The sequence below is a fragment of the Aquimarina sp. AWH4_224 genome (assembly GCF_056160245.1).
On record NZ_JBSWWU010000002.1, the window covers coordinates 168,476 to 193,262 of the forward strand.

Sequence of the window (24,787 nt, forward strand, 5' to 3'; positions counted from 1 at the left end):
TATTAGAAATACTTCTTATTTTTGCAGAAAGAAATTGCAATGTTTGATGTACAAAAAGTAAGAGAAGATTTTCCTATTTTGAAGAGATCTGTAAACGGGAAACCTCTTGTATATTTTGATAATGCTGCTACCTCGCAGACTCCTCAAGTTGTTATTGATGCTATAGTAGATTATTATAGCTCTTATAATGCCAATATTCATCGTGGAGTACATACCTTGTCTCAAGAGGCTACAGATGCGTACGAAATAGCACGTAAAAAAGTACAACAACATTTTAATGCCAAGCATTCTTACGAAATCATCTTGACCTCTGGTACTACACATAGCATCAATATTATTGCTACAGGGTTTACCAATCTTTTAACCAAAGGAGATGAGATTATTGTTTCGGCCTTAGAACATCATTCCAATATTGTACCCTGGCAAATGTTATGCGAACGAACAGGTTCTATTCTAAAGGTTATCCCAATGAACGAAGAGGGAGAGTTGGTGATGAGTGTATATGATGAATTACTTACCGAACGAACCAAGCTCGTTTTTACTAATCATATTTCGAATGCTTTAGGAACCATTAATCCGATAGAGGAAATTATAGAAAAAGCGCATAAAGTAGGTGCTGCCGTACTTATCGATGGAGCACAATCCTGCCCGCATATCAAGCCCGATGTACAAGAATTGGATGTAGATTTTTATGTAGCCTCGGCACATAAGCTTTGTGGCCCTACCGGAGTGGGTATGCTATACGGAAAAGAAGAATGGTTAGAAAAGTTACCTCCTTATCAAGGTGGTGGTGAAATGATCGATCAGGTTACTTTTGAAAAGACCACTTATGCCGGTTTGCCTCACAAATTCGAAGCAGGTACACCCAATATCTGTGGGGGTATTGCATTTGGAGTAGCCCTTGATTATATGAATGGTATCGGTTTTGATAATATAGCTGCCTACGAAAATGATCTACTGGAATATGGAACTCAAAAGCTTTTGGAAATTGAAGGACTTAAGATTTATGGTACTTCCAAAAATAAAACCTCTGTTATTTCCTTTAATATCGAAAACATCCACCCTTACGACATAGGTACTATTGTAGACAAGTTAGGCATTGCCGTGCGAACCGGTCATCATTGTGCACAACCTATTATGGATTTCTATAAAATTCCTGGTACAGTAAGAGCTTCTTTTTCATTTTATAACACCAAAGAAGAAATTGATAATTTGGTAGCAGCTGTTCAAAAAGCTAAAACCATGCTTTCTTAAAAATTATTCTTAATTCTTAGATATTTTTCGGGGAAAATTCCGCTTTTTATAAATTATTTTTTGCTGATATTTTATTCTTTATTTTTTGTGTAAATCTTAGAATAAAAATCTGCGCTCATCCCAGCAATACTGTTAAAATTACGAAATAACAAACTATATTTCAGCATCTTACAAATAAGTCAATAATGACTAAATATCTAGATTAAATGTTAAAAAAAATTAGATTAAACTTGCAAAAATCTAATTTTAAAAATACCTTTAACCAACAACATTAACCAAAAATAAATATATTATGAAAAAAGTACTGCTAAGTATTTTATCAATGCTTTTTGTGGTCTGTAGTGGCGTTGCCCAAGACTACGACGTAAGTTCTAGCTCTAAAACTTTCAGAGATGCAAGTAGAAGAAATCGAAGGGTAAACACACGTATTTATTATCCTAAAATCACACGAGAAAACAAAACCAATCGGACCCAAGGACCCTTTCCTGTGATTGTCCTTGGTCATGGTTTTGTAATGGGATCCGACGCTTATCAAAACTTTTACGATACGCTTGTTCCCAAAGGGTATATAGTAGTTTTCGTAAATACCGAAGGGTCCTTTTTTGCCAATCACGATGCGTACTCCAAGGATTTAGCTTTCATAGTAGGAGCGATCCAAGCAGAAAACAACAATTCTGGCTCTGTTTTATCCGGCATCGTAGCCGACAAAACAGCACTTATTGGTCATTCTATGGGTGGTGGAGCTGCTACAGTAGCAGCTTCTTTGGTAGAGGTAGAGACATTGGTCACTTTTGCGCCAGCTTTACTTCGATTTGACACCTTAACCCCTGCTTCCAATGTTTCAGAAGATGCCATTGTTTTTTCGGGAACCGAAGATGGGGTGACTCCACCCGAGGAGCATCATGTTCCGATCTACAATAGCCTTGGGTCTGACTGCAAATATTTGATAAATATCACAGGAGGAGCCCACTGTTACTACGCTAACAGTAATTTTTTCTGTGATTTTGGAGAAAACAGTTCTTCAGGAAATATCCAAATCACAAGAGATCAGCAACAAGCAATCACTTTTCAGTTTTTGAATTCGTGGTTAGCTTATAAATTAAAAGGGGATTCTGGTGCACAACAATCATTTCTGCTGGACCTAGCCACTTCTTCTGATATCACTTCAGAGGATACTTGCGATAATCCACAGGTAATTTATGAGCCAGAAATGGTGGAGCTACAAACATTTCCAAATCCAACCAATAAACTTCTAAATATCAAAATATTAAACAACAAAAAGTTGAGTAAAGTTGAGTTTTTTAATCAGACTGGGAGACTTGTACATTCTTCAAGCACTAATCAAGTCAATGTATCTCATTTACATCCTGGTCACTATTTGGCAAAAATATATGTTGGTGAAATGAGCATTACCAAGAAGGTCGTTATTCAAAGGTAATTTCATCAAATATATATTTTCGTACGTAAGAATGAGGGAGTTTGTCTCCCTCTTTTTTATTGGATTTCACTTCATAATTTAGTAAATTACATAAGAACCGACTTCGTATTAACAAATTGTAATTCAGATTGTTAAATATTGTTTTGTTTCTGTTAATACCGAAAACAAAACACTGATTTTTTCGTTACTTAATCACAATACTCTTAACCATGAAAAAGCTAATGATGATTGGCTTCTTTGCAGCAATACTATTGTTTCTAGGATGCCCAAGAGAAAAAAAAGAGGATACTGATCCACAATGTATGGATGCGGAAAACACAAAAATTTCTTCTTCCCTTGCCAGTACCCAAATGAATACAAGGTGTGGCACTATGCAAGTACTGCGGAATCATATTACTACCAATCCCGGTTTAACTTCCAGAATGGACACTATAGAAAAGCAGTGCCAGGCTTTTATCGAGCTTCGGAAAAGTGGCTTGTTCAAAACACTAGATACGATAACCATACCTGTAGTCGTGCATGTGGTATATAACAAACCAGAAGAGAATATCTGTAATGATCAAATTCTTTCTCAGATCACCGTGTTAAATCAGGACTTTTCGAAATCCAATACTGACATCAACCAAATCCCAGAGGAGTTTTCGAATCTTGCAGCTGATATTAATATTCATTTTAAGCTAGACAGCATTATTCGAGTATCTTCTGCCCGAGAAGAATGGGGTATAGACGACCAAGTGAAGTTTACTGCTAATGGTGGATCAGATGTTGTTTCACCCGATAAAAAATTAAACATCTGGGTGTGTACTATTGGTGGAGGTATTTTGGGATATGCTCAGTTTCCTGGAGATAACTTAACAACCGATGGTATTGTCGTTTCTCCGCAATTTTTTGGTACCACCGGGTTTGTTACCGATCCTTTCAACAAAGGGCGTACTACCACCCATGAAGTTGGACATTGGTTAAATTTACGCCATATTTGGGGTGATGGAGATTGTAGTCAGGATGATTTTGTAGCCGATACTCCTCTATCTGATGGGCCTAATTTTGCATGCCCCACATACCCTACTATTCGATGTAACTCGAATGATATGACCATGAATTATATGGATTATGTTGACGATGCCTGTATGCACATGTTTACAAAAGGTCAAAAAGAAAGAATGAGAGCAGTTTTTGCCAATGACGGACCAAGAGCCAGCTTTGTTCAAAACCCATAAGAAAATGAGAAGATTAATTATATACTTTGGTTTCACATTCCTATTCATGTCCTGCAAAGACACTCAAAATCTGTATGTTTCCAATCACCTTGTAGATTGTGAAGGAGTAGCACCTCAACAATGCCTTTTGATTAAAGAAAATGTAAACGACGAGTGGACCTATTTTTATGATCACATCAAAGGATTTGATTATGAACAAGGCTATAATTATATGCTTGAGGTGGTAGTTTCCGAAATTGAAAACCCTCCGGCTGATGGCTCTTCTTTGCAATACACTTTGGTTAAGGTGCTTTCAAAAGAAAAAAACCAACCTTTGGGTCAACATACCATCTCTTCAACTCCTGCCTCTCAGGAAAACCTGTCTAAAATTGTTTACGAAGCCAGTACGCGGGGCGCTTATTTCAAAGTAATTATTGATAAAGAATTTATACAAAGAACAAAAGACAGAAGAACAACGCAATTGGATTCAAAAGCGTGTTCAAGTAATGATTGGAAAACCTTAAGCACTACGGTTAAAACTATAGATCTGAACACCTTGGATAAGCTTGTAGCACCAACAGACAAAAGAACAACTGATGCTGCTTTGCATGCTACCTTAAAAATTATAACTACTTCACAAACGTATACTTCAAAGAGTTTTGATCATGGCAATCCCCCAGAAGAGATCAAACCATTAGTTAATACTATCTTATCATTAGCAGAAAGTATTGAATAGCAACGAATCTTGTTGTACTTTTGTTGAAAATTTGCGTATAATGACGATAAAAGAAATTCAGGAAGAAATTGTTGATGAGTTTAGTATGTTTGATGATTGGATGCAGCGTTATGAGTATATGATCGAATTGGGAAAATCGCTTCCGTTAATTAATGAAAAGTATAAAACCGAAGATAATATCATAAAAGGGTGCCAAAGTAAGGTATGGGTTCATGCCGAAATGGAAGATGATAAAATAAACTTCACTGCAGATAGTGATGCTATTATTACCAAAGGGATTATTGCAATTCTTGTGCGTGCATTTTCTGGACAACATCCCAAAGATATTATAGATGCGGATACAGACTTTATCGACGAGATTGGGTTAAAAGAACATTTGTCTCCTACACGAGCCAATGGACTGGTAAGTATGATCAAGCAACTAAAAATGTACGCTATCGCCTACCAAACCCAATTGAATTAATTTTTTGTTAGGTATATCCTTTCAAAATCGACTTAAAAGAAAGCTATGAGTGAAACGGTTATAAATACAAATGAACTGGGAGAAAAGATTGTAAGAGTTCTTAAAACAATTTACGATCCTGAAATTCCTGTAGACATCTATGAACTGGGATTGATTTATGATGTATTTGTTAATGAGGATTATGATGTAAAAATCCTTATGACGCTTACTTCTCCTAATTGCCCTGTTGCAGAATCTTTACCTCAGGAAGTACAGGAAAAAGTAAAGTCTTTGGATGCGGTGAACGATGTAGAAATGGAACTTACTTTTGATCCGCCCTGGTCACAGGATTTAATGAGTGAAGAAGCAAAGCTCGAGTTGGGAATGCTATAATAATAGCACCCATTTAAATTCCTAATCGTAATCCATGAATAAAGAACACTATCGCAAATTAGAAAGGATGTATTTGGAGTCAAATGTCAACACCAAGATATTTGATACTACTACAGCAAAAATTGGCGATGGGATTGCTGAAATAGGACTAGATATAAACGAAAAGTATTTTCATGCTTTGGGCGCTATACACGGCTCGGTGTATTTTAAATTACTGGATGATGCTGCCTTTTTTGCTGTAAATTCGATAGTAGAAGATGCTTTTGTACTCACCACATCGTTTAATATCAATATCACTCGACCTGCCAGCAAAGGAATCTTGAAAGCTGTGGGTAAAGTGAAATTTAAATCCAGAAATCTGTTTGTAGCAGAATCTGTTTTGTACAATGAAGATGGAAAAGAAATAGCATTTGGCACCGGTAATTTTGCGAAAAGTAAAATAGAACTGTCTGAAAAAATAGGATATCAATAATGGCTGAAGAAATTGTAAATAGAGTTGCGAATAACCAAAAACTGGTTACAGTAGATCTTGAGGATTTTTATCCAGAAGGGAAACGAGTCCTTTTTGATATCAAAGACTGGTTGTTTGAAGGTTTATTGCTCAGAGAGCAAGATTTCAGAAAACAAGTAGCCGATTACGATTGGAGTCAGCACAAAGACCAATACATCGCTTTAACCTGCTCTACAGATGCTATCATACCCGGTTGGGCCTATCTTTTATTAACCAGTTCTTTGGTTCCTTATGCAAAAAAAGTAGCTGTAGGTTCTCTGGAAACTCTGGAAACTATTCTTTATAACGACATCATTGCTGAACTTGATCTTAGCCCATATCAAGATAAATTTCTCATCATTAAAGGCTGCGCTAATAAGCCCGTTCCAGAAGGTGCCTATATTGCACTAATACAAAAACTACAACCGGTTGCAAAGAGCGTAATGTACGGCGAAGCTTGCTCTTCGGTACCTCTATACAAGCGTAAGTAACTCACTTTATCGGTTAATTAGGTTTTTTGTCGAAAAACCGCTTCTAGACTTCATACATCCGAAACAAAAAACGTTTCATAAAATATATTTGCCCCAGATTAGATCTCTTTTTGGTTTATCTTGCATTAGATATTAACCACAATTATCATGAAAAATCAAAACTTAAACCTATTTACAATGATTAAAAAGTTTATTTTAGTTACTGCCGTATTTTTCGGAATTAGTTCATTATCTGCGCAGACGGCAGAAGAACTAAAAGCAGAACAAGCTAAGAAAAAAGACTCTATTGCCGCGATTCAGGGAAGAGTAAATGCAATTCAGGCGCAATTGGACGCTATGCCAGGATGGAGAATAGGAGCTTTTGGTACCATTGGTGGAAGCATTTCGCAATTCAACAATTGGTTTGCTCAAGGAATTCCTAATAACTCTTCAGGAAATATCGGTATTACGATCAATCCATATGCTAACCTTATTCAAGAAAAATATTTCTGGAGAAACAGTGCTAATATCAATCTCTCTTGGGTAAAACTGGATAATGAAGACGACCCTACAGATAGCGATGAGTTTAGAGAAGCAGTAGATGTGTTTACAGTAACTTCTTTGTTTGGATACAAATTAACTGAAACCCTTGCTGTATCTACATTGGGTGAATATAGAACCACACTTCTTAATAACTTTAATAATCCTGGATATTTGGATCTTGGTGTAGGTGCTACCTGGACACCAATCAAAGATTTAGTTGTCGTAGTACACCCTCTTAACTACAATTTTGTGTTTAGTGATGGCGCTACACAATACGAATCTTCTTTGGGTGCCAAAGTTGTTGCAGATTACACCCGTAAAATTGGAGCTATCAATTTCAAAACCAATTTATCCGCTTTCTTAAGTTATGAAGATGCTGATTACTCTAACTGGACATGGACCAACTCGTTCTCATATACTTTATGGAAAGCTATTGGAGTAGGATTTGATTTTGGTTTAAGAAGCAACAAACAAGAGGCATTTAATTTTGCTTTGGCACAAGCCGAAGCAGCGATACCTCCTCCTGCTGTTTTACCAACTCTTGAGACAACAGATAACGATTTACAATCTTTCTGGAATATCGGTTTAAGCTATTCTTTCTAATAGCTCCTAACAGATTCTTTTACAATACCACCCGGTTTGATTTGATCAAATCGGGTTTTTTGATGTTCTTTCCATATGATACTCGTGCTCATCCTCTCCCACGGTCATAAAACCCAATCTTGCATAGAGGTTTTTTGCAGGATTATCTTTTAGCACTTTCAACTGTATGATCTTTTCTTTTTCAAACAAGTATTGCAACACTTGCTTTCCTATTCCTTTATTTTGAAACTCTGGCAGTATTTGTATTTGAAGGATTTCCAACGTTGCTTCATTTTCTTCATACTTTACTAGGCCTGCTTGATGCTCCTGGTACAAAACCACAAAAGAATTTTCAAAGCTTTTGTCCACCCTATTTCTATGCTCTTCATCAGATAAAAACAACCCTGATTTTTCTAGATGTTCGACCATGGTTTGTTTTCGCAAATCAAACAAAAAATCCTTGTCTTCGATTTTGGCTTTTACCAATTTTATATCTAACATCTTTGACATACTTTTCATTTATCCCAACGAATATAATCGAATTCTCTTTATATTTTATTGATTACCATGGGATAAAGGTTTGAAAAAGCCAACGGCATCCTGTATATTTGCCTTTCTACCCTGCAACAAAGGAATATATGAACCGATTTTTGGTAGTTTTTTTTCTTGTCTTTTACACCATAGAATCTGCAGCTCAAGAAGAGGGAGAAAAAAAAGTATATCTGGATTCTATTCAGGTAGAGCTAAAACGGTCCTTAGACAGCTTACTTAAAAACACTCCCAATACACTCAATATTATAGTTTTAGAACAAAAACTAAAGGAGATCAAACCAAAAAAAACCAAACCACCAGAACAGGTAGGCTGGAAAACCAAAGCAAAATTCTCTTTACTGTTTAACCAATCGGCATTTAATTTTGATTGGCAAGGTGGTGGAACCTCTAATGTTGCCGGAAATACGGTGCTAAACTATGAATTTAACTACAAGAAAAAGAGTTTTACCTGGGATAATAAGATTTTGGCAGATTACGGACTCACTTTTTTGAGAGGAGAGAACTTTGCTCGCAAAACCAATGACCGAATAGAGTTCAATTCCCGTATTGGTCAGCGTATTGGAGAAGGGTTTTGGAATTACTCGCTCTTTGTCAACTTTCGATCGCAGTTTGCCAAAGGATATCGATTTAGCAAAGACCCAGATACCGATGAAACGATCCGTACCGAAGAGACTCACTTTTTCTCCCCTGCTTTTATACAGATCGGTCCCGGTTTGCTGTGGAAAAAAAGTGACGATCTTAACCTCAACATCGCTCCGGTTACCGTTCGTATGATTTTTGTGGATGATCAATTTACCAGTGGTCCAGATTATGAAGATGGGGATTATTTTGGTGTGGACGCTGGAGAGAGTTCCAGGTTCGAATTTGGGGGGTCTTTGGCAGCCTATGCCAAATTTAAGTTATTCAAAAATGTTACTATGGAAAACTTGCTAAATCTCTACTCGAACTATATCGAAGATCCTGCCAATATTGATATTGATTATACCCTCAATCTGAACCTAGTGGTAAATAAGTATATCACCGGTAGTTTTGCTTTTCAAGCGATCTATGATGATAACGCCACTAGTGCTTTTCAGATCAGAGAGGTTATTGGATTAGGGTTGAATTATGAGTTTTAGATAGTATCTCTTTAATATTTTCTAATCCTGTTTTTGCAATACCCCGATACACAATATTATATTGCTTGTCTATCAATAAAAAGGTAGGATACCGATCTATTTTCAATTTGCTAACTATTTTTTTGTGTAACACACTATCTTTTCTAATTTTAGGCACATACCAGTGGGTCCAGTCCATCTGTTTTTCTTTTACATAATCAAGTCCTGGTGCTTTTTCAGTATCAAAATCAACGCTCAGTATAGCAACTTCAGGATGTTCTTCTTGTAACTGCTTTAAATCGGGAGTTAGCTTTAAACAAGGCACACACCAGGTACCCCAAAAATCGATCAACAAATATTGTTTACCTCTTAATAATCCGTGTATGGTTTTTTGTTCTCCATAAAAATCGGTGAACGCATAGTTACGTATGGTATGTCCTTTTTTGTATCCATGTGGTAGTTCTGCAATGTCTAATTTTGTTAAGTACAATTGATTAAGATCCTCTCGTACACTATCAATTTTAATAATAGTATTACCTAATTGTATCGTATCTCCAATGGTAAACTCCTCATATTCGTCATCTCTATTTCTTCGTGAATAAAAAGGTTTGTCCTTTTCTCTAAATATATACTGGTAACTGTTCCAATGATCTACCATAGCTACTTTATACAAAACACTATCCTTATCCTTTATATCAATATCCCCTGTCCAATGTTGTGTTTTATATGCTGCAATCAAAAGTTTAGTATACAGATTTTTTTCTGGTGTGGGTTCTAAAAATCCAACAAAATCCTTAATAGGAACAAATCGAACTCTCAGATCTTGTTTGGACACCTTGCCATCAACAAAATTATTAAATGGTATTGTGTATTGTGGAAACGAATCTCTAAGCTTTTGATCTTTCTCTGTTTTATCTCGAATAGAAATATCTAAGCGATGAACAGTATCATCCGAAAAATCCATATTTCTATTCATATCTAGTATAAATATCTGCTCGTTTTTATCAATGGCAGACACCGCATACATTTTATAATTTAAAGTAGCCAACGTTTGAGAATCTATTACCTTTTTTTGTAACAGATCAGCTAACCTTTTGGAGTTTGTAGCTCTAAAATGCTGTACCGAAACACTATCCAGGTCTGGAATGCCTTTTAACCCTTTAGGGATGCTATCTACCATCCGAAGATGCCATAACATCGATGTAAATGGTCCCTGCTCAGAGTGTTTTTGCAAATCGACAGTCAATAAGTTTGACGTTTGCAATTCCTTTACAGGTTGTGTACAAGAAAAAACTAATGATAGCACAACCACTATTGAAAAAAACACTTTGATTTTCATAGAAAATAATTAAAAAGTATTATGGTAAATGTAATGGCAATTTTGTCATAATTCAGCTAAATATTCGAACCAAACTTCCTTATGTATTTTAAATTTATGTCCTATGATGCAGTTTTATTACCCAAAAATGGCTAAATTTTAATACAAGCATGTACCTTTTTGGAAAATTTAAGGTCTTCCTAATGAATAAGGGTGAAGCTATTTTGAAGTTAGTATAGTTTTACTCCTCAACAATCTCAGGATACAAAAAATTATTATACGGAAATCGGGTAACATGAATATCTCTTACTTCCTTATATACTCGTTTTCTGAACTCGTCAATATTCCCTTTATGAATCGCAGAAATAAATAGCGCATTATCCCCTATTTTATTCATCCACGTTTGTTTCCACTCATCCAAGGTGTAATGAGCTTTGGTTCTTTCAGTAGTAAGATCGTCACTAGCAATCGTTTCATACTCATATGCATCGATCTTGTTAAACACCATGATAGTGGGTTTTTCTGTACAATCAATTTCTCCGAGAATCTTATTTACCGATTCTATATGATCTTCAAACTGTGGGTGAGAAATGTCTACAACATGCAATAATAGGTCTGCCTCACGTACCTCATCCAAGGTGCTTTTAAAACTCTCTACTAACTGGGTAGGTAATTTTCTTATAAATCCAACCGTATCACTCAACAAAAATGGAAGGTTGCCAATCACTACTTTTCGTACTATAGTGTCCAGAGTAGCAAACAATTTATTTTCTGCAAACACCTCACTTTTGGCAACTACATTCATCAGGGTAGACTTTCCTACATTGGTATATCCTACCAAAGCAACACGCACTAGTTTCCCTCGATTCCCTCTTTGGGTAGCCATTTGCTTATCTATGGTTTGTAGTTTCTTTTTTAACAAAGAAATACGATCTCTTACGATACGACGGTCTGTTTCAATCTCGGTTTCCCCAGGACCACGCATACCAATACCTCCTCGTTGTCGCTCTAAGTGCGTCCATAAACCGGTAAGTCTTGGTAACAAATACTGATATTGTGCAAGTTCTACCTGCGTACGCGCATAGCTGGTTTGAGCACGTTGTGCAAAAATGTCCAGAATCAGATTGGTTCTGTCAATAATCTTTGCTTTTAGGATACGCTCAATATTTCGCAATTGCGCTGGGGTTAATTCGTCATCAAAAACTACAGTCCCAATTTCATTTTCTTCTACATAGGCTTTTACCTCATCCATCTTTCCTGTCCCGATAAAGGTTTTAGAATTAGGAATATCCATTTTCTGGGTAAATCTTTTTACCACTTCTCCTCCGGCAGTATAGGTAAGAAACTCCAGTTCATCTAAAAACTCATTGAGCTTGTCCTCATCCTGATTTTTGGTAACAATTCCTATTAAAACCGTTTTCTCGTATGCAATTTCCTTACGTTCTAACATTTACTAAAAATGATCTCTTTCTCTTTATTTATTATATTGTGCTTTTGATAAGGCTACAAAAATACGACTTTTATATACGTGGAGTCCTAAGTCTTTATCAGTTTGTTAAAAAATAAGCACTATGAGTAGAAAAAACTACTTTCAAAAAAAAGAAACGAATCACTATACTGTTGCTTTTTATAACTTAGAAAATCTCTTTGATGTAACAGACGATCCCAATACATTGGATGAGGATTTTTTGCCAGATTCTGAAAAAGGCTGGAACCGCAAACGATACGAAAAGAAAATTTTTAAGCTCGGAAATGTAATTTCTAATATAGGGTTTTCAAAAACCAGAAGGCCACCAGTTTTGGTGGGTGTGGCAGAGGTCGAGAATAAAAAAGTTCTCGAAGATTTGATACAAACCAAACACCTCAAGAATAAAAACTATGGCATTGTACATTACAACTCCCCAGATGAGCGAGGAATCGATGTCGCCTTTCTATATCTAAAAGACTATTTTGAAGTTCTGGATTCTGAACCTATTCCCCTTATGGTGAATAATCAAAACGGAGAACGGGATTATACTCGAGATATTCTCAAAGTCACCGGCCTTTTGAACAATGAAAAAATTCACGTCTTGGTCAATCATTGGCCCTCGAGAAGGGATGGAGCAGCACTTACATCTTACAAACGTGTAGCTGCCGCAGACAAAAACCGAGAAATAATCTCAGAAATAACAGCAGAAGATCCTGAAGCAAAAATCATCATCATGGGGGATTTCAACGACGACCCTTACAGCGAAAGTATAAAAGAACATTTGGTGCAAGAGGATTTGTTTAATCCTATGGAACGTTTACTAACCCGTTATCAAGGTAGTTTGAACTATCGCAGTCAATGGAACTTGTTCGACCAAATCATTTTCAGTCATAATTTCCATAGGTATGAAAAAGGAAAACACAGTTTTTCTAATGCCGCTATCTTTGATAAGGATTTTCTAAAAATCTACAAAGGGCGTTATAAAGGAAATCCCTTTAGAACCTATATCGGAAGAAAATACATGGGAGGATATAGCGATCATTTTCCAGTGTACATCCAACTAAAAATAAACTAATTCTTCCCCCTATTTTAAAGCAAGGGTGTCTTGTTCTTTTTGTAAAACTATAGAAGTTGTGCTTTCTGTTTTACTGGTTTCTTCATTGGTGTTAATAAACTCATTAACTCCGTCTGGTTGTTCGCAGGAGGCAAAAAACCCAGCGCCAATCATCATTCCTATACCCATTATAATTCCCTTTACTGCTTTCATCTTACATTTTCTTGATTTGTTAATTCCCTTTTACTGAGTTGTAAATTTAACCTATTGAAAATCAATACAAAAGAGTACTATATCCCATTTTATGCGGGGTATTTTACCCTAAACCGTTGCGTATCAATAAATAGTTATCAACAGGTCAATTATCAAACCCTTGATGAATACTGGGTTTATAGGCGAAAACCATAATTTGTTAATGTTTTTTTAACCTAACTAGGGTGATGGAATGGTTCTAATGCTATACCTTGCGCTACGCAAAAAATCACACAAACAGTTAATTGTCATGAAATTAAAATTACTTTTAATTCCATTGGTTATGTCATTTATTTTGGGGGCACACCATGGAATTGCACAATCCGTATTTATTAATGAAATACACTATGATAATGCCAGCACCGATGTAGACGAGGCTATCGAAATTGCAGGTGCTGCCGGAACAGATCTTACCGGTTGGTCTTTGGTACTATACAATGGATCCAATGGAACGGCTTACAACACTATTGCGCTTTCGGGAACAATAGCTGATCAACAGAATGGTTTTGGAACCGTTGTAGAAATACTACCTACCAATGGGCTTCAAAATGGAGCGCCAGATGGAATTGCTTTGGTAGACAACGCGAATATCGTTATTCAATTCCTAAGCTACGAAGGCGCTCTTACGGCTACCGATGGTCCTGCTTCTGGACAGACAAGTACTGATATAGGAGTTTCAGAATCTAGTAGTACGCAAGTCGGGGCTTCATTACAGCTTTCAGGTTCAGGAACGATGGCGTCTGATTTTGTTTGGGAAGCGACTACAGCAAATACCTATGGAGCTGTAAACACCAATCAAACTTTTGGAACACCAGTTGTTGTTCCTGTAATCAATGAGTTTGTATTGAATCACACTAGTTCTGATACCGACGAGTTTGTAGAAATCCTAGCAGGTATAGAAACAGATCTAAGTGAATATTGGATTCTTGAAATCGAAGGTGATAGCAATGGTCTGGGGACCTTAGACGAAGTAATTCAATTAGGAACTACCGATATCAATGGATACTTTACTACTCCTTTTGGAAGCAATGTTTTTGAAAATGGAACACTTGCTATTCTTTTGGTAAAAAACTTTACTGGTACTCTGGGGCAAGATTTGGATACTAATGACGATGGTATTTTTGATATTACTCCTTGGGAAGAAATCACCGATGACATTGGAGTAAATGATGGAGGTGCTTCTGACCTTAATTATGCTTCTGTAACCTTACTACAATCATTTGATGGGATTTCATTTACCGTAGGTGGAGCTTCAAGATTTCCTAATGGTCAGGATACCGATGCGGCAACCGATTGGACTAGAAATGATTTTGACGGGAGTGGATTGCCTAGTTTTCCAACTGTAGAAGCTGAGCCGGGAGAAGCTGTAAATACACCTAATCGAGAAAATGTAGTAATCGAAGATGGTGGAGGAAACGATCCAGTAATCGTAATTAATGAAATCGATGCGGATACCGAGGGTTCTGACACTTTAGAATTTGTGGAATTATATGATGGTGGTCTAGGAAACATTTCATTAGATGGTCATATTCTAGTGTTCTACAATGGATCCAACAATCAAAGCTATGCAACTTACGATCTTGCAGGATTAACCACAAATGCCAATGGGTATTTTGTAATCGGTAATCCAGATGTAGCAAACGTTTCTGTTACTTTTCCTGGAAATGGTTTACAAAATGGAGCAGATGCGGTGGCACTTTATAAAACCGATGCGGCTAGTTTTCCAAACGGAACTGCTGTGACCACAGACAACTTGATCGATGCTATTGTATATGATACCAATGATGGGGATGATGCCGAGCTTTTAGTTCTTTTGAATGCTGGTGAGCCACAAATTAATGAAGATGGTAATGGAGATAAGGATTTCCACTCATTACAACGTTTCCCTAACGGATCTGGAGGATTAAGAAATACGTCAACCTATACACAAGCTATACCTACTCCTGGAAGCGCCAACACCAACGCTACCGAGGTTGTTAACCTGATCATCAATGAAATTGATGCAGATACACAAGGTTCTGATGCTTTAGAGTTTGTAGAATTATATGATGGTGGTGCAGGAAACACGCCGCTTGATGGTTTTGTTTTGGTAAACTATAACGGAAGCAATAACACCAGTTATAATGCTTTTGATTTGGATGGATTTTCTACAAATGCCGAAGGGTATTTTGTAATTGGTAATGCTGATGTAGCAAACGTAAACTTAGTAGTGCCTGGAAACTCTTTCCAAAATGGGGCTGATGCTGTAGTACTTTATTTTGGAGATGCTACTAGTTTCCCAAATGGAACTGCTATAGTTACAGAAAACATTATCGATGCCGTTGTGTATGACACCAACGATGCTGATGATGCAGAATTATTAGTTTTATTAAATGCTGGTCAACCTCAGCTTAACGAGGATGTTAACGGAAACAAAGACGCAGAGTCTTTACAAAGAACACCCAACGGACAAGGTGGTGCAAGAAATACTGAAGGTTATGTTGCCAAAGCTCCAACACCAGGTACAGATAATGATGGAGTTGTAGTAACTCCGGGAGAACCAATTTCTATTGCAGAAGCCAGAGCTACTGCAGAGGGAACTCCTGTAACTATTAGTGGAGTATTAACGGTTACCGACAGCTTTAATGGCCCTGCATTTGTACAGGATGCTACTGGGGGTATTGCTGTTTTTGACGAATTGGTGCATGCTAACATTGCCTTAAAAGTAGGAGACTCTATTACCTTAACCGGGCTAAGAGCAGCATTCAATGATCAGGTGCAAATCAGTGGAGTAGTTGAGGTGATCAACAATGGAGCTCCGCAAAACCCAATCGTTGCACAAGAGGTTACTTTGGCTGAACTTGGAAATCACCCAGGAGAATTGGTAAAAGTGGTAAACACTACCTTCCCTAACCCTGGCGATCTTTTATTCGGTAATTCCAATTTTACCCTTACAGATGCTAGCGGTTCTGGAGAGCTTAGAATAGAGAATGATGTAGAATCTATCGTAGGAAAAGTACAACCTGTAACTTGTCCAGAGATTACTGGTGTCGTAGGTCGTTTTAGAGAATTTTTCCAACTGCTACCAAGACAAGAAGCAGATATCCCATGTGCGTTAGAGTTTATTCCTCCTGGTGATACTGTTGGTTTCCCAAAAGAGGATACCTTTGATGTGGTTGCATGGAATATCGAGTGGTTTGGAGACGAAAACAACTCACCTGTAGGACAAAACCCAATGTCTGATGCCATCCAAAGAGATAGTACGGCTACTGTATTGAGACGATTAAATGCAGATGTTTTTGCGGTAGAAGAAATTGCAGACGATGCTCTTTTTGCCGAATTGGTGGCACAATTACCAGGATACGACTACATCCTTTCGGATGCTACATCCAACCCTGGTGGATCTCCTCCTTTCCAGAAAGTCGGGTTTATCTATAATACCGAAACGGTATCTGTAGTAAATACTAGAGCTATGTTTACCTCCATTCACCCACTATACAATGGTGGAGATGATTCAGCAATAGCAGACTATCCTAACGATACCTCACGTTTCTTTGCAAGTGGTAGACTACCGTTCTTAATGACAGCCGATGTTACTATTAACGGAGTTACAGAGCGCATAGATCTTATTGCACTGCATGCAAGAGCCAACAGTGGTAATGATGCTCAAGGGAGATATGATATGCGTCGTTATGATGTAGAGGTACTCAAAGACTCTCTTGATGTGAATTTTGCCAACAATAAAGTAATACTTCTAGGAGATTATAATGATGATGTAGATGAAACCGTTGCTGATATTCCTTCTACGGTATCAAGTTTCCAGGAATACGTTGATGATACAGAAAATTACACTATTGTTTCTTCAGCCTTAAGTGAAGCTGGATTGCGTTCTTTCGTATTTAGAGAAAATATGATCGATCATATTGCCATTACCAATGAGCTTGATGATGCTTACATCGAAAACTCAGTAACAGTGCATTATGAAGTTTACGATAACGACTATGCCTTTACGACCTCTGATCACTTCCCAGTATCTGCAAGGTTCTTATTAGAGCCAGAATTTGTGGATAACGAATGTGTAGGGGGATCTGTTGTGGCTTTCGAACAAGGAAGAAGAAGAGATGGGAGAAGAATTCCAAGATTAAGAAGTCAGCCTAAACGCGCTCTAGGATACCCTAGAGAAAGAAGGTATCTTAACTTTGTAAGTTTAGGTTTTGGTGGATCAATCACCATCGAACTTAACAATGAAATCTTTGACAATGCAGATACCAACGAATTTGCAGTTTTTGAATCTACTGGTTTCTTTGATAATATACCTTGTCGTTATTTCCCAGAATCTGCAGAGGTATTTGCTTCTCAAGACGGAGTAGAGTTCGTTTCTTTGGGGACTACCTGCCAAGACGGAGAATTTGATTTGGCAACTGGTAATTTAGCTTCTGCAAAATACATCAAGGTTGTCGATATTAGTGATAAGTACTTGTTCCCTTGGTTTGCTGATGGATATGATCTTGACGCTATCGTATGCTTAGAAAACGGAGAGCGTTTGGTAAATAAGCAAAACGTAACTTTGGCTGAAAATCCAACGGCATTAGAAAGTGAATTAATGAATGAAGATTTTGAAGCTGAAGACTTAGAAATCGCGTTGACACCAAATCCGGTTGTTGACCAACTGTCAGTTAGTTTCAATACTTTCTTAGAAAGTGATGTGAACATTTCGATTACTGATGTAACTGGAAAAACCGTATACCTTCAAACGATTCGACTTAATGCCGGAGAGTCTAAATTATCTCTGGATATGGATCGTTACCCAAAAGGATTTTATGTGGTTAAGGTAGCTGATGTAAAAGGCAGCTTTAGCAACACGCAAAAGATAATTAAGCAATAGTAATATACTAACTGTTAAACACGAAAGAGCCGGGCGAATAACCCGGCTCTTTTTCATTGTGATAAACCTCATCGAGGATTACTTTAATATTTCGTCATATTTGCTTTTGTCGTTTAGGATCTCCTTACTCTTTGCGATCTCTGGATTGTGAGAAACATAGTAATTGTACAATCCCTCTCTATAGAAATAGCGCTTAATAATCTCATCAGTAAGTAAATTCATAATTTCTTTCTTGTGGGTATCCAGTCCCTTTTCTTTTGAAGTGTTTATAGCTGCAATCAAGGCATCATAGCTTGATGAAATATCTTGGTCTAGCTTTTCTCTTTTGGCCACTTTTAAAGCTTCCTCAAGAGACTTCTCTGTTTCTGTTTCAAACTTAAAATCACTATCCTTTACAAACTTCTTAAAATCTTCGTAGTCCTTGTCGGTAAATTTGAAATCACCAGGTTTTTGTAATTGGTGAGAATAGTAATATTTGGTTCCATAACTGAAGATTGCATCAGACCTTAGCAATGCAGTAGTTATTTTACTGAATTTAGAGGTCTCTAATTCGATATCTGGTGCTATTCCTCCACCATCATACACCGTTCTTCCGTTTTTGGTTTTAAAGGCTTTAAAATCCTTCTCATCGATACGAACTGCTTTATTATCTTGATCACGATTCCAATAATCTAGTGCTTGTATACATCTTCCGCTTGGTGTGTAGTATCTAGAAATGGTAATTTTCAATTGCGTTCCGTAAGTAAGTTTTTTAGGGCGTTGTACCAATCCCTTCCCAAAACTTCTTGCTCCTATTACCACTCCTCTATCTAAATCCTGAATACTACCTGCTACGATCTCACTAGCCGAAGCGCTTCTTCCATTTACCAATACTACCAATGGAATTTCGGTATCTATAGGAGTTCTTTTTGTAGAGTACTCTTTATTGTACTTTTTTACGATCGACTTAGTCGTAGTAATTAGCTCTCCTTTTGGCACAAAAATGTTAGTTACATTGATGGCTTCGCTTAATAATCCCCCGGGATTTCCTCTTAGGTCCAAGATCACCTTGTTCGCGCCTTCCGCCTTTAGTTCTTCCAAAGCATCTTTGGTTTCTGAAGAAGCTTTGCTATTAAACTTCGACAATACAATATATGCTGTGTTATCTTCCAACAAAGTATAAAAAGGTACTGCATCTACCTCAATTTCTTCACGGGTAAGCACTGTTGTATTTACTTTTCCTTGTCTTTTGTAGGTAATATCTACTGTGGTCCCGCTAGCACCTTTCAATAGTTCTCCTGCATCATCTTTGAAATCGGAAACCTTGACATCTCCGATCTGAATGATTTCATCTCCAGCCTTAAGGCCCGCTTTATCGGCAGGATATCCTTTATAAGGCTCCATGATGATAATTTTGTCCTTAATCGTTTTTACCGATGCTCCAATACCTGTGTACTCACCCGCATTACGGATTTTGGAAGCTTCTACATCTTGCTCATTCCAATATTTGGTATAGGGATCCAAATCATCCAGCATCGCTTTTATAGCGGTATCCATGAGCTCTGCAGGATTGGTCTCATCTACATAATTCATGTTTAACTCCTTAAACATGGTTGTAAAAATTTCGATTTGCTTTGCGATTTCAAAAAAATCAGATTTAAAACTTACTGTTGATAACAGAATCACAACAGCAATAGCGGGATAGAAAATTCTCTTTTTCATGAGCATATATTTAAAGCACATCCAACGATGTATTACTTCGATTTTAGTTCTATTTCTTGCTTAACAAATTTTAGTAATATTCCTTTTATTTTTGATTCAATCAAATCATATTCTGGCATTTCTTTACCAGTATATAAAAACATAAAAGTGAATTGATGAGTAGTGTTGGCTACAATATACTTATTTTTTCTATAACTTTCTCGCATTAATCGCTTTATCCTATTGCGATCCACCGCTTTTTTGAAATAACGCTTACTTACGGATGTACCAACTTTAAAAGATGTATCTTCTTCAAAAGAAGCCTTTTTAAAAACTAATCTTACCGGATATTTGGCCATAGATTTCCCCTCGGCAAATAGCAATTCTATTTCCTTTTTACTCTTTAATTTTTCTTTTTTTCCGAAGGACTCACTCATCATATTAAAACAACCATCACATTTGATCACTAGAAATTATAAAAAATCCGGCCATAAATAACGTTTTATAGCCGGAAAATTATCTTAAGAACTAAACGTATTAGTTCATGTAGGTATTGTTACTTGGATTTACATCGGCCATAAGCTTGGTAATATCCAATTTTACTGATTTTATTTCTGACATCGGTTTTTCGATCGTAATGGTATACGTTGGATTTGTCCAAGGCCAATCCGGCATTACTGTTCTCGGCATGGAACCGATCGGATTTCCTTTTTGTCCTCTCATCATTCTTATAGGCATATAAAATGACTCTATTGATCCGTCTCCATATTCTATATACAAATCTGTTGGCATTGGCATTTGCCCCACACGCTCCAAAGTGATTAAAGTTTTACCATTATCTTCTGTTACTTCTTTAATACCGTAGTCTATAGTATTTGTTGTTTGTGTCCAATCATTTAAATACCAATCTAATTGAATCCCAGAAACTTTTTCTGCAACTCTCTTAAAATCATTTGGAGTTGGGTGTTTAAACTTCCACTCATCATAGTATCTTTTAATGGTTTTTTTCAAGTTATCCTCTCCTATGATATACCCCAATTGCGATAAGAAAACAGCTCCTTTGGCATAAGCAGATGCTCCATACGCCGAGTTATGTGCATAGCGATCTGCCTGCGTCGTTTGTGGTTGTTCTATTCCCGAAAGTGCTAATTGCATATACCCTTGATATAACCCTTTCAATGAATTAGGATTGTTTTGTTTCATCACCTCATTCATGGCCAAAGTAGAAATATAGGTGGTAAACCCTTCGTCCATCCATTCGTGTTTAGATTCATTGGTTGCCAAAATATGTTGAAACCATGCATGAGCCATTTCATGAGCGGTTACACCAACTAAACTTCCAAACTTTCTTTCTCCGGTTATTAACGTACACATCGCATACTCCATACCTCCATCTCCTCCTTGTATGATCGAATATTGATCATATGGATACTTGCCAATATGCTCACTGAAATAATTCATCAAATCTACAGACTTTGGTTGTAGATCTTTCCAATTGTCAACAATGTCCTTATTGTTTTTATACAAAAAGTGAAGTTTCGGTCCTTCGGGTATTTGTACCGAATCATGAATGTATTCTGGATCTGCAGCCCAAGTGAAATCATGAACATTTGGCGCCACAAAATGCCATGCTATTTTTTTCCCTTTCACTTTTACTTTGGTTCCAGGCTCTTCATATCCATGTCCTACCTCATTAGGGTTCTGAAGGTATCCCGAACCCCCTAATACATAGGTCTTATCAATAGAAATTGTAACGTCAAAATCTCCCCATACTCCATGAAACTCTCTTGCGATGTAAGGGTGTGTATGCCAACCTTCAAAATCATATTCGGCCATCTTTGGATACCACTGGGTCATAGACAGTGCTACACCTTCTTTATTATTTCGTCCCGAACGTCGAATCTGAGCTGGTACTTGCCCAGTAAACTCCATCACAAATGTTGTCTTTTCTCCAGGAAGAATTGGTTTATTCAGGTCTACTTCCAAAACTGTACCGGCAACCTCATATTTTGTAGATTGCCCATTCTGGTTTAAACTAGAAACTTTAATGTATCCTATTTCTTCTGGACGTAATTTACTAATTCTGTCGCCCACTCTTGGATCTGGATCCGGAAGATTGCGAGAACGAACATCCATTTCACTACCAGGTTGAAATGCATTGAAATATAAATGATAAAATACCTGCCTTAACGTATCTGGAGAGTTATTCGTATACGTTAATTCCTGTGTTCCAGAATATTGATAGTTTTCAACATTCATATCCACATTCATCTTGTACGCTACATGTTGCTGCCAATATGAGCCATTGTTTTGTGCCCATGCTCCACACGCAACAAAAAGAAAAATTAGAATTACATTTTTACGCATCATCATAATACTTTTATTTAGACATTTTATCCGCAAGGATTAATGCATTGTATAAATTTACCATTTTTCCAGATTTTGAAATATCTGAAAACGGCTTAGAATTTGTCTGCTCACCACCAAGGATCACTGAAGTCGTTGTGTTTAATCCACTATCCATAAGGATGTTTTTTACTTGAGCTGCCTTCAACTTAGGATAATAAGACCTGATCAAAGCTGCCACCCCAGCAACTGCAGGAGCAGCCATCGAAGTTCCCTGAAGATATTCGTATTTGTTATTTGGAGTTGTAGCCCAAATTTTTACTCCAGGAGCAAAAGCGTCTACGTTGTTTTTTCCGTAGTTAGAAAAATTGGCAACCAAATTAGATCCGTACTCATAATTTAATGCACCGATAGTGATAAAGTTATCCGCTATTTCTTCAGAATTGGCAACCTGATCATTTGGATATACTGGTTTTTCATCCAGATCTATACCTTCATTTCCTGCCGCGTTTACAATCAGCACATCTTTTGAAGCCGCATATTTTATAGCATCCCATACCCATTCTGGGTGTGTACTGTAATATTTACCAAAACTAGTGTTGATCACTTTTGCTCCGTTATCTACCGCATATCTTATTGCTAGAGCAATATCCTTATCATACTCATCACCATCGGGTACAGCACGGATTGCCATGATTTCAACATTTTTGGCAACACCGTTCATTCCTTTACCATTATTTCTTTCAGCAGCAATAATTCCCGCAACGTGAGTTCCATGCTTGATTCCTTTTTTATCTGCATTAGGTCCCATTACCTTATTGTTTCCATAATCTCTATCGTCAAAATTATCAACATCATCTCCCACTACAGATCTTCCGTCAAATTCTGGATTAAGGTTATAGTTTAACTGATTGGTAAAATGCTCAACACCTTCAGTTAAGTTCTCGATAAAATCAGGAATGGTATCTCCCGGATCCAAAAATCCGAACATCTGAGATAGAAAAGCAACGTGCTGTTGCATTTCTGGTGTTTTTGCTTCCACCTTTAGCAATTCTTCGCTTGAATAATCCTCTTTACCTATTGCAGCTGCAATGGCTTTGTGAGATATTTTTGACTGCTGCAAGATTTGCTCATACTGCATTTTGTTTTGAGAAGCCTCTTGATACTCTTTTTCAAATTCGGCCTTGGCTTCTATATACTGTTGGTACTCTTCTTTTTCATTATCGGAAACCGAAGAAAGGTTCTTACCCTCGTACTTTGGTTTTAATTTTTTGATAATTCTTACGTATTCCAGATTTTCATCATTCGAATCCCCTAAGAAGTTCCACCCGTAGACATCATCTACATATCCATTGTTATCGTCATCTTTTCCATTTCCTGCAATCTCATTAGGATTTTTCCATACCACACCTTCAAGGTCTTCGTGCTCAATGTCAACACCACTATCTATAACTCCTACTACTACCGTTTGTCCTTTTTTACCTTTTAGCAATTCATCGTACGCCTTAAGAACACTCATACCCGGTATAGTATCCGTCACTAAGTCATAAGAATTCCAATTCTTCAGCTCTTTTTCTGTAAGTTGATCATGTTTTAAAGGAACTGCATCAATATTCTCTATTGGTGTAGAAACTATGGTTGGGGCACCTCCACATCCAACTAAGATTAAAGAAGAGGTTACCACTGAAAAAATCGTATTTGTGGAAAATTTCATTTTCAATTTTATTTTTTTAATTAAATATATCTTCACAGCTAAAAACCTCATTAAGTCGAACGCCTTTTTCTGTGTGTTTTACTGTTATTATTTCGTTATGCGCATCGTGTTCCAAAAACAAATACCATCCGTTGTCTGCAGCTGTTTCTAAAAACAACTTTTTTTCATCCAAGGTTAACAAAGGCCTGGTATCATATCCCATGACATAGGGCAAAGGAATATGACCCACTGTAGGCAGCAAGTCGGCCATAAAAACTATGGTCTTATCCTTGTGTGTAATATGTGGAATCATTTGTTTTTCTGTATGACCATCAGCAAATAGTACGCCAAAACCTAATTCTGTTTGTTTTTGAAAAGCAGTTGCTGTTCTCGAAACGAAGTTAAGATGCCCACTTTCCTCAATAGGTAAAATATTTTCTTTTAAGAACGACGCTTTCTCTCTGGCATTAGGTTGTACTGCCCAATCCCAATGTTCTTTGTTGCTCCATACTTTAGCATTCTTAAATGCTAATTCGTATCCCGTACGGTCTTTATTCCACTGTACCACTCCGCCACAATGGTCAAAATGTAAATGGGTAATAAAAACGTCGGTAATATCATCTCTATGAAATCCTTTTTCTTTGAGGGATTTATCCAAATCATCATCTCCCCAGGGCGAGTAATACCCGAAGAATTTCTCTGATTGTTTGTCTCCCATCCCAGAATCGATAAGAGTTAATCGTTCTCCATCTTCGATAAGCAAGCATCTTGCTGCAATATCAATGAGATTGTTAGCATCTGCTGGATTTGTTTTATTCCAAAGCACCTTAGGGACGACGCCAAACATTGCGCCTCCATCTAGTTTAAAATTTCCAGCTTTGATAGGATATAAGTTCATGTATCAATAAAAATCTTTGCA

General features: G+C 37.1%; 21 protein-coding genes. 12 read left to right on the forward strand and 9 right to left on the reverse strand.

Features of this window, described 5'->3' with window-relative positions; translation table 11 throughout:
* The first annotated feature begins 39 nt into the window (after positions 1-39).
* The 9 genes from ACXAGJ_RS04215 to ACXAGJ_RS04255 all read left to right on the forward strand — a co-directional run bounded on the left by ACXAGJ_RS04215 (position 40) and on the right by ACXAGJ_RS04255 (position 7,565).
* Positions 40-1,254 (forward strand): aminotransferase class V-fold PLP-dependent enzyme, encoded by a 1,215-nt coding sequence (locus ACXAGJ_RS04215; RefSeq protein WP_474838045.1) that lies wholly within the window; start codon positions 40-42, stop codon positions 1,252-1,254.
* A gap of 292 nt (positions 1,255-1,546) precedes the next feature.
* Positions 1,547-2,692 carry a poly(ethylene terephthalate) hydrolase family protein gene (locus ACXAGJ_RS04220; protein WP_474837419.1) on the forward strand — a complete coding sequence of 382 codons (1,146 nt, stop codon included), beginning with the start codon at positions 1,547-1,549 and terminating at the stop codon, positions 2,690-2,692.
* Positions 2,693-2,901: 209 nt separating this feature from the next.
* Positions 2,902-3,909 carry a zinc metalloprotease gene (locus ACXAGJ_RS04225; protein WP_474837421.1) on the forward strand — a complete coding sequence of 336 codons (1,008 nt, stop codon included), beginning with the start codon at positions 2,902-2,904 and terminating at the stop codon, positions 3,907-3,909.
* 4 nt (positions 3,910-3,913) lie between these two features.
* Positions 3,914-4,624, forward strand: coding sequence for a DUF4377 domain-containing protein (locus ACXAGJ_RS04230; RefSeq protein WP_474837423.1), 711 nt, complete (start codon positions 3,914-3,916; stop codon positions 4,622-4,624).
* Positions 4,625-4,664: 40 nt separating this feature from the next.
* A complete protein-coding gene (locus tag ACXAGJ_RS04235) occupies positions 4,665-5,087 on the forward strand; it encodes a SufE family protein (RefSeq protein WP_073316060.1) in 423 nt (140 codons plus the stop codon).
* Between the two features lie 45 nt (positions 5,088-5,132).
* Positions 5,133-5,459, forward strand: coding sequence for an SUF system Fe-S cluster assembly protein (locus ACXAGJ_RS04240; RefSeq protein WP_073316059.1), 327 nt, complete (start codon positions 5,133-5,135; stop codon positions 5,457-5,459).
* Positions 5,460-5,493: 34 nt separating this feature from the next.
* Complete coding sequence (locus ACXAGJ_RS04245; protein WP_474837426.1) at positions 5,494-5,931, forward strand: PaaI family thioesterase; 438 nt, start codon at positions 5,494-5,496, stop codon at positions 5,929-5,931.
* Positions 5,931-6,440 carry a DUF2480 family protein gene (locus ACXAGJ_RS04250; RefSeq protein WP_474837428.1) on the forward strand — a complete coding sequence of 170 codons (510 nt, stop codon included), beginning with the start codon at positions 5,931-5,933 and terminating at the stop codon, positions 6,438-6,440. The genes ACXAGJ_RS04245 and ACXAGJ_RS04250 overlap by 1 nt, the downstream gene beginning before the upstream one ends.
* 177 nt (positions 6,441-6,617) lie before the next feature.
* The gene (locus ACXAGJ_RS04255; RefSeq protein ID WP_474837430.1) at positions 6,618-7,565 is read left to right on the forward strand and encodes a DUF3078 domain-containing protein; all 948 of its coding nucleotides are present in this window, start codon (positions 6,618-6,620) and stop codon (positions 7,563-7,565) included.
* Positions 7,566-7,610: 45 nt separating this feature from the next.
* On the opposite strand, the gene ACXAGJ_RS04260 is transcribed toward ACXAGJ_RS04255, so the two are convergent.
* The gene (locus ACXAGJ_RS04260) at positions 7,611-8,045 is read right to left on the reverse strand and encodes a GNAT family N-acetyltransferase (RefSeq protein WP_474837432.1); all 435 of its coding nucleotides are present in this window, start codon (positions 8,043-8,045) and stop codon (positions 7,611-7,613) included.
* Positions 8,046-8,182: 137 nt separating this feature from the next.
* Here ACXAGJ_RS04260 and ACXAGJ_RS04265 point away from each other — a divergent pair, with 137 nt between their 5' ends.
* A complete protein-coding gene (locus tag ACXAGJ_RS04265; protein ID WP_474837434.1) occupies positions 8,183-9,214 on the forward strand; it encodes a DUF3078 domain-containing protein in 1,032 nt (343 codons plus the stop codon).
* Here the strand turns inward: ACXAGJ_RS04265 and ACXAGJ_RS04270 are convergent.
* Together ACXAGJ_RS04270 and hflX are read right to left on the reverse strand one after the other, a co-directional pair.
* A complete protein-coding gene (locus ACXAGJ_RS04270; RefSeq protein ID WP_474837436.1) occupies positions 9,183-10,532 on the reverse strand; it encodes a TlpA family protein disulfide reductase in 1,350 nt (449 codons plus the stop codon). The two genes, ACXAGJ_RS04265 and ACXAGJ_RS04270, sit on opposite strands and share 32 nt — an antisense overlap.
* Positions 10,533-10,752: 220 nt before the next feature.
* Entirely contained in the window at positions 10,753-11,961 is a 1,209-nt protein-coding gene (gene hflX, locus ACXAGJ_RS04275; RefSeq protein WP_474837438.1) for a GTPase HflX, read from the reverse strand.
* Between the two features lie 121 nt (positions 11,962-12,082).
* Between hflX and ACXAGJ_RS04280 the strand changes: the two genes are divergently transcribed.
* On the forward strand, positions 12,083-13,054 hold the full coding sequence (locus tag ACXAGJ_RS04280; RefSeq protein ID WP_474837440.1) for an endonuclease/exonuclease/phosphatase family protein: 972 nt from the start codon (positions 12,083-12,085) through the stop codon (positions 13,052-13,054).
* 9 nt (positions 13,055-13,063) lie between these two features.
* Here the strand turns inward: ACXAGJ_RS04280 and ACXAGJ_RS04285 are convergent, their stop codons facing one another.
* On the reverse strand, positions 13,064-13,246 hold the full coding sequence (locus ACXAGJ_RS04285; protein WP_474837442.1) for a hypothetical protein: 183 nt from the start codon (positions 13,244-13,246) through the stop codon (positions 13,064-13,066).
* 289 nt (positions 13,247-13,535) lie between these two features.
* On the opposite strand from ACXAGJ_RS04285, the gene ACXAGJ_RS04290 reads away from it, so the two are divergent.
* Positions 13,536-18,149 carry a T9SS type A sorting domain-containing protein gene (locus ACXAGJ_RS04290; RefSeq protein WP_474837444.1) on the forward strand — a complete coding sequence of 1,538 codons (4,614 nt, stop codon included), beginning with the start codon at positions 13,536-13,538 and terminating at the stop codon, positions 18,147-18,149.
* Positions 18,150-18,227: 78 nt separating this feature from the next.
* Here the strand turns inward: ACXAGJ_RS04290 and ACXAGJ_RS04295 are convergent, their stop codons facing one another.
* From ACXAGJ_RS04295 to ACXAGJ_RS04315, 5 genes are all read right to left on the reverse strand, one after another.
* Positions 18,228-19,850, reverse strand: a complete 1,623-nt coding sequence (locus ACXAGJ_RS04295) for a S41 family peptidase (RefSeq protein ID WP_474837446.1) — start codon at positions 19,848-19,850, stop codon at positions 18,228-18,230.
* Between the two features lie 32 nt (positions 19,851-19,882).
* Positions 19,883-20,266 carry a ribonuclease P protein component gene (gene rnpA / locus ACXAGJ_RS04300; RefSeq protein ID WP_474837448.1) on the reverse strand — a complete coding sequence of 128 codons (384 nt, stop codon included), beginning with the start codon at positions 20,264-20,266 and terminating at the stop codon, positions 19,883-19,885.
* A 100-nt stretch (positions 20,267-20,366) separates the two neighbouring features.
* Positions 20,367-22,202: a M1 family metallopeptidase gene (locus ACXAGJ_RS04305; protein WP_474837450.1), complete on the reverse strand. Its 1,836-nt coding sequence runs from the start codon at positions 22,200-22,202 to the stop codon at positions 20,367-20,369.
* Positions 22,203-22,209: 7 nt separating this feature from the next.
* Positions 22,210-23,889: a S8 family peptidase gene (locus ACXAGJ_RS04310; protein WP_474837452.1), complete on the reverse strand. Its 1,680-nt coding sequence runs from the start codon at positions 23,887-23,889 to the stop codon at positions 22,210-22,212.
* 16 nt (positions 23,890-23,905) lie between these two features.
* The gene (locus ACXAGJ_RS04315; protein ID WP_474837454.1) at positions 23,906-24,766 is read right to left on the reverse strand and encodes an MBL fold metallo-hydrolase; all 861 of its coding nucleotides are present in this window, start codon (positions 24,764-24,766) and stop codon (positions 23,906-23,908) included.
* Between the last annotated feature and the right edge of the window lie 21 nt (positions 24,767-24,787).

What these genes read in the sequence shown, in the direction of transcription:
- ACXAGJ_RS04215 (WP_474838045.1), top strand. Translation starts at nt 40, where the DNA reads ATGTTTGATGTACAAAAAGTAAGAGAAGATTTTCCTATTTTGAAGAGA.
- ACXAGJ_RS04220 (WP_474837419.1), top strand. Translation starts at nt 1,547, where the DNA reads ATGAAAAAAGTACTGCTAAGTATTTTATCAATGCTTTTTGTGGTCTGT.
- ACXAGJ_RS04225 (WP_474837421.1), top strand. Translation starts at nt 2,902, where the DNA reads ATGAAAAAGCTAATGATGATTGGCTTCTTTGCAGCAATACTATTGTTT.
- ACXAGJ_RS04230 (WP_474837423.1), top strand. Translation starts at nt 3,914, where the DNA reads ATGAGAAGATTAATTATATACTTTGGTTTCACATTCCTATTCATGTCC.
- ACXAGJ_RS04235 (WP_073316060.1), top strand. Translation starts at nt 4,665, where the DNA reads ATGACGATAAAAGAAATTCAGGAAGAAATTGTTGATGAGTTTAGTATG.
- ACXAGJ_RS04240 (WP_073316059.1), top strand. Translation starts at nt 5,133, where the DNA reads ATGAGTGAAACGGTTATAAATACAAATGAACTGGGAGAAAAGATTGTA.
- ACXAGJ_RS04245 (WP_474837426.1), top strand. Translation starts at nt 5,494, where the DNA reads ATGAATAAAGAACACTATCGCAAATTAGAAAGGATGTATTTGGAGTCA.
- ACXAGJ_RS04250 (WP_474837428.1), top strand. Translation starts at nt 5,931, where the DNA reads ATGGCTGAAGAAATTGTAAATAGAGTTGCGAATAACCAAAAACTGGTT.
- ACXAGJ_RS04255 (WP_474837430.1), top strand. Translation starts at nt 6,618, where the DNA reads ATGATTAAAAAGTTTATTTTAGTTACTGCCGTATTTTTCGGAATTAGT.
- ACXAGJ_RS04260 (WP_474837432.1), bottom strand. Translation starts at nt 8,045, where the DNA reads ATGTTAGATATAAAATTGGTAAAAGCCAAAATCGAAGACAAGGATTTT.
- ACXAGJ_RS04265 (WP_474837434.1), top strand. Translation starts at nt 8,183, where the DNA reads ATGAACCGATTTTTGGTAGTTTTTTTTCTTGTCTTTTACACCATAGAA.
- ACXAGJ_RS04270 (WP_474837436.1), bottom strand. Translation starts at nt 10,532, where the DNA reads ATGAAAATCAAAGTGTTTTTTTCAATAGTGGTTGTGCTATCATTAGTT.
- hflX (WP_474837438.1), bottom strand. Translation starts at nt 11,961, where the DNA reads ATGTTAGAACGTAAGGAAATTGCATACGAGAAAACGGTTTTAATAGGA.
- ACXAGJ_RS04280 (WP_474837440.1), top strand. Translation starts at nt 12,083, where the DNA reads ATGAGTAGAAAAAACTACTTTCAAAAAAAAGAAACGAATCACTATACT.
- ACXAGJ_RS04285 (WP_474837442.1), bottom strand. Translation starts at nt 13,246, where the DNA reads ATGAAAGCAGTAAAGGGAATTATAATGGGTATAGGAATGATGATTGGC.
- ACXAGJ_RS04290 (WP_474837444.1), top strand. Translation starts at nt 13,536, where the DNA reads ATGAAATTAAAATTACTTTTAATTCCATTGGTTATGTCATTTATTTTG.
- ACXAGJ_RS04295 (WP_474837446.1), bottom strand. Translation starts at nt 19,850, where the DNA reads ATGAAAAAGAGAATTTTCTATCCCGCTATTGCTGTTGTGATTCTGTTA.
- rnpA (WP_474837448.1), bottom strand. Translation starts at nt 20,266, where the DNA reads ATGAGTGAGTCCTTCGGAAAAAAAGAAAAATTAAAGAGTAAAAAGGAA.
- ACXAGJ_RS04305 (WP_474837450.1), bottom strand. Translation starts at nt 22,202, where the DNA reads ATGATGATGCGTAAAAATGTAATTCTAATTTTTCTTTTTGTTGCGTGT.
- ACXAGJ_RS04310 (WP_474837452.1), bottom strand. Translation starts at nt 23,889, where the DNA reads ATGAAATTTTCCACAAATACGATTTTTTCAGTGGTAACCTCTTCTTTA.
- ACXAGJ_RS04315 (WP_474837454.1), bottom strand. Translation starts at nt 24,766, where the DNA reads ATGAACTTATATCCTATCAAAGCTGGAAATTTTAAACTAGATGGAGGC.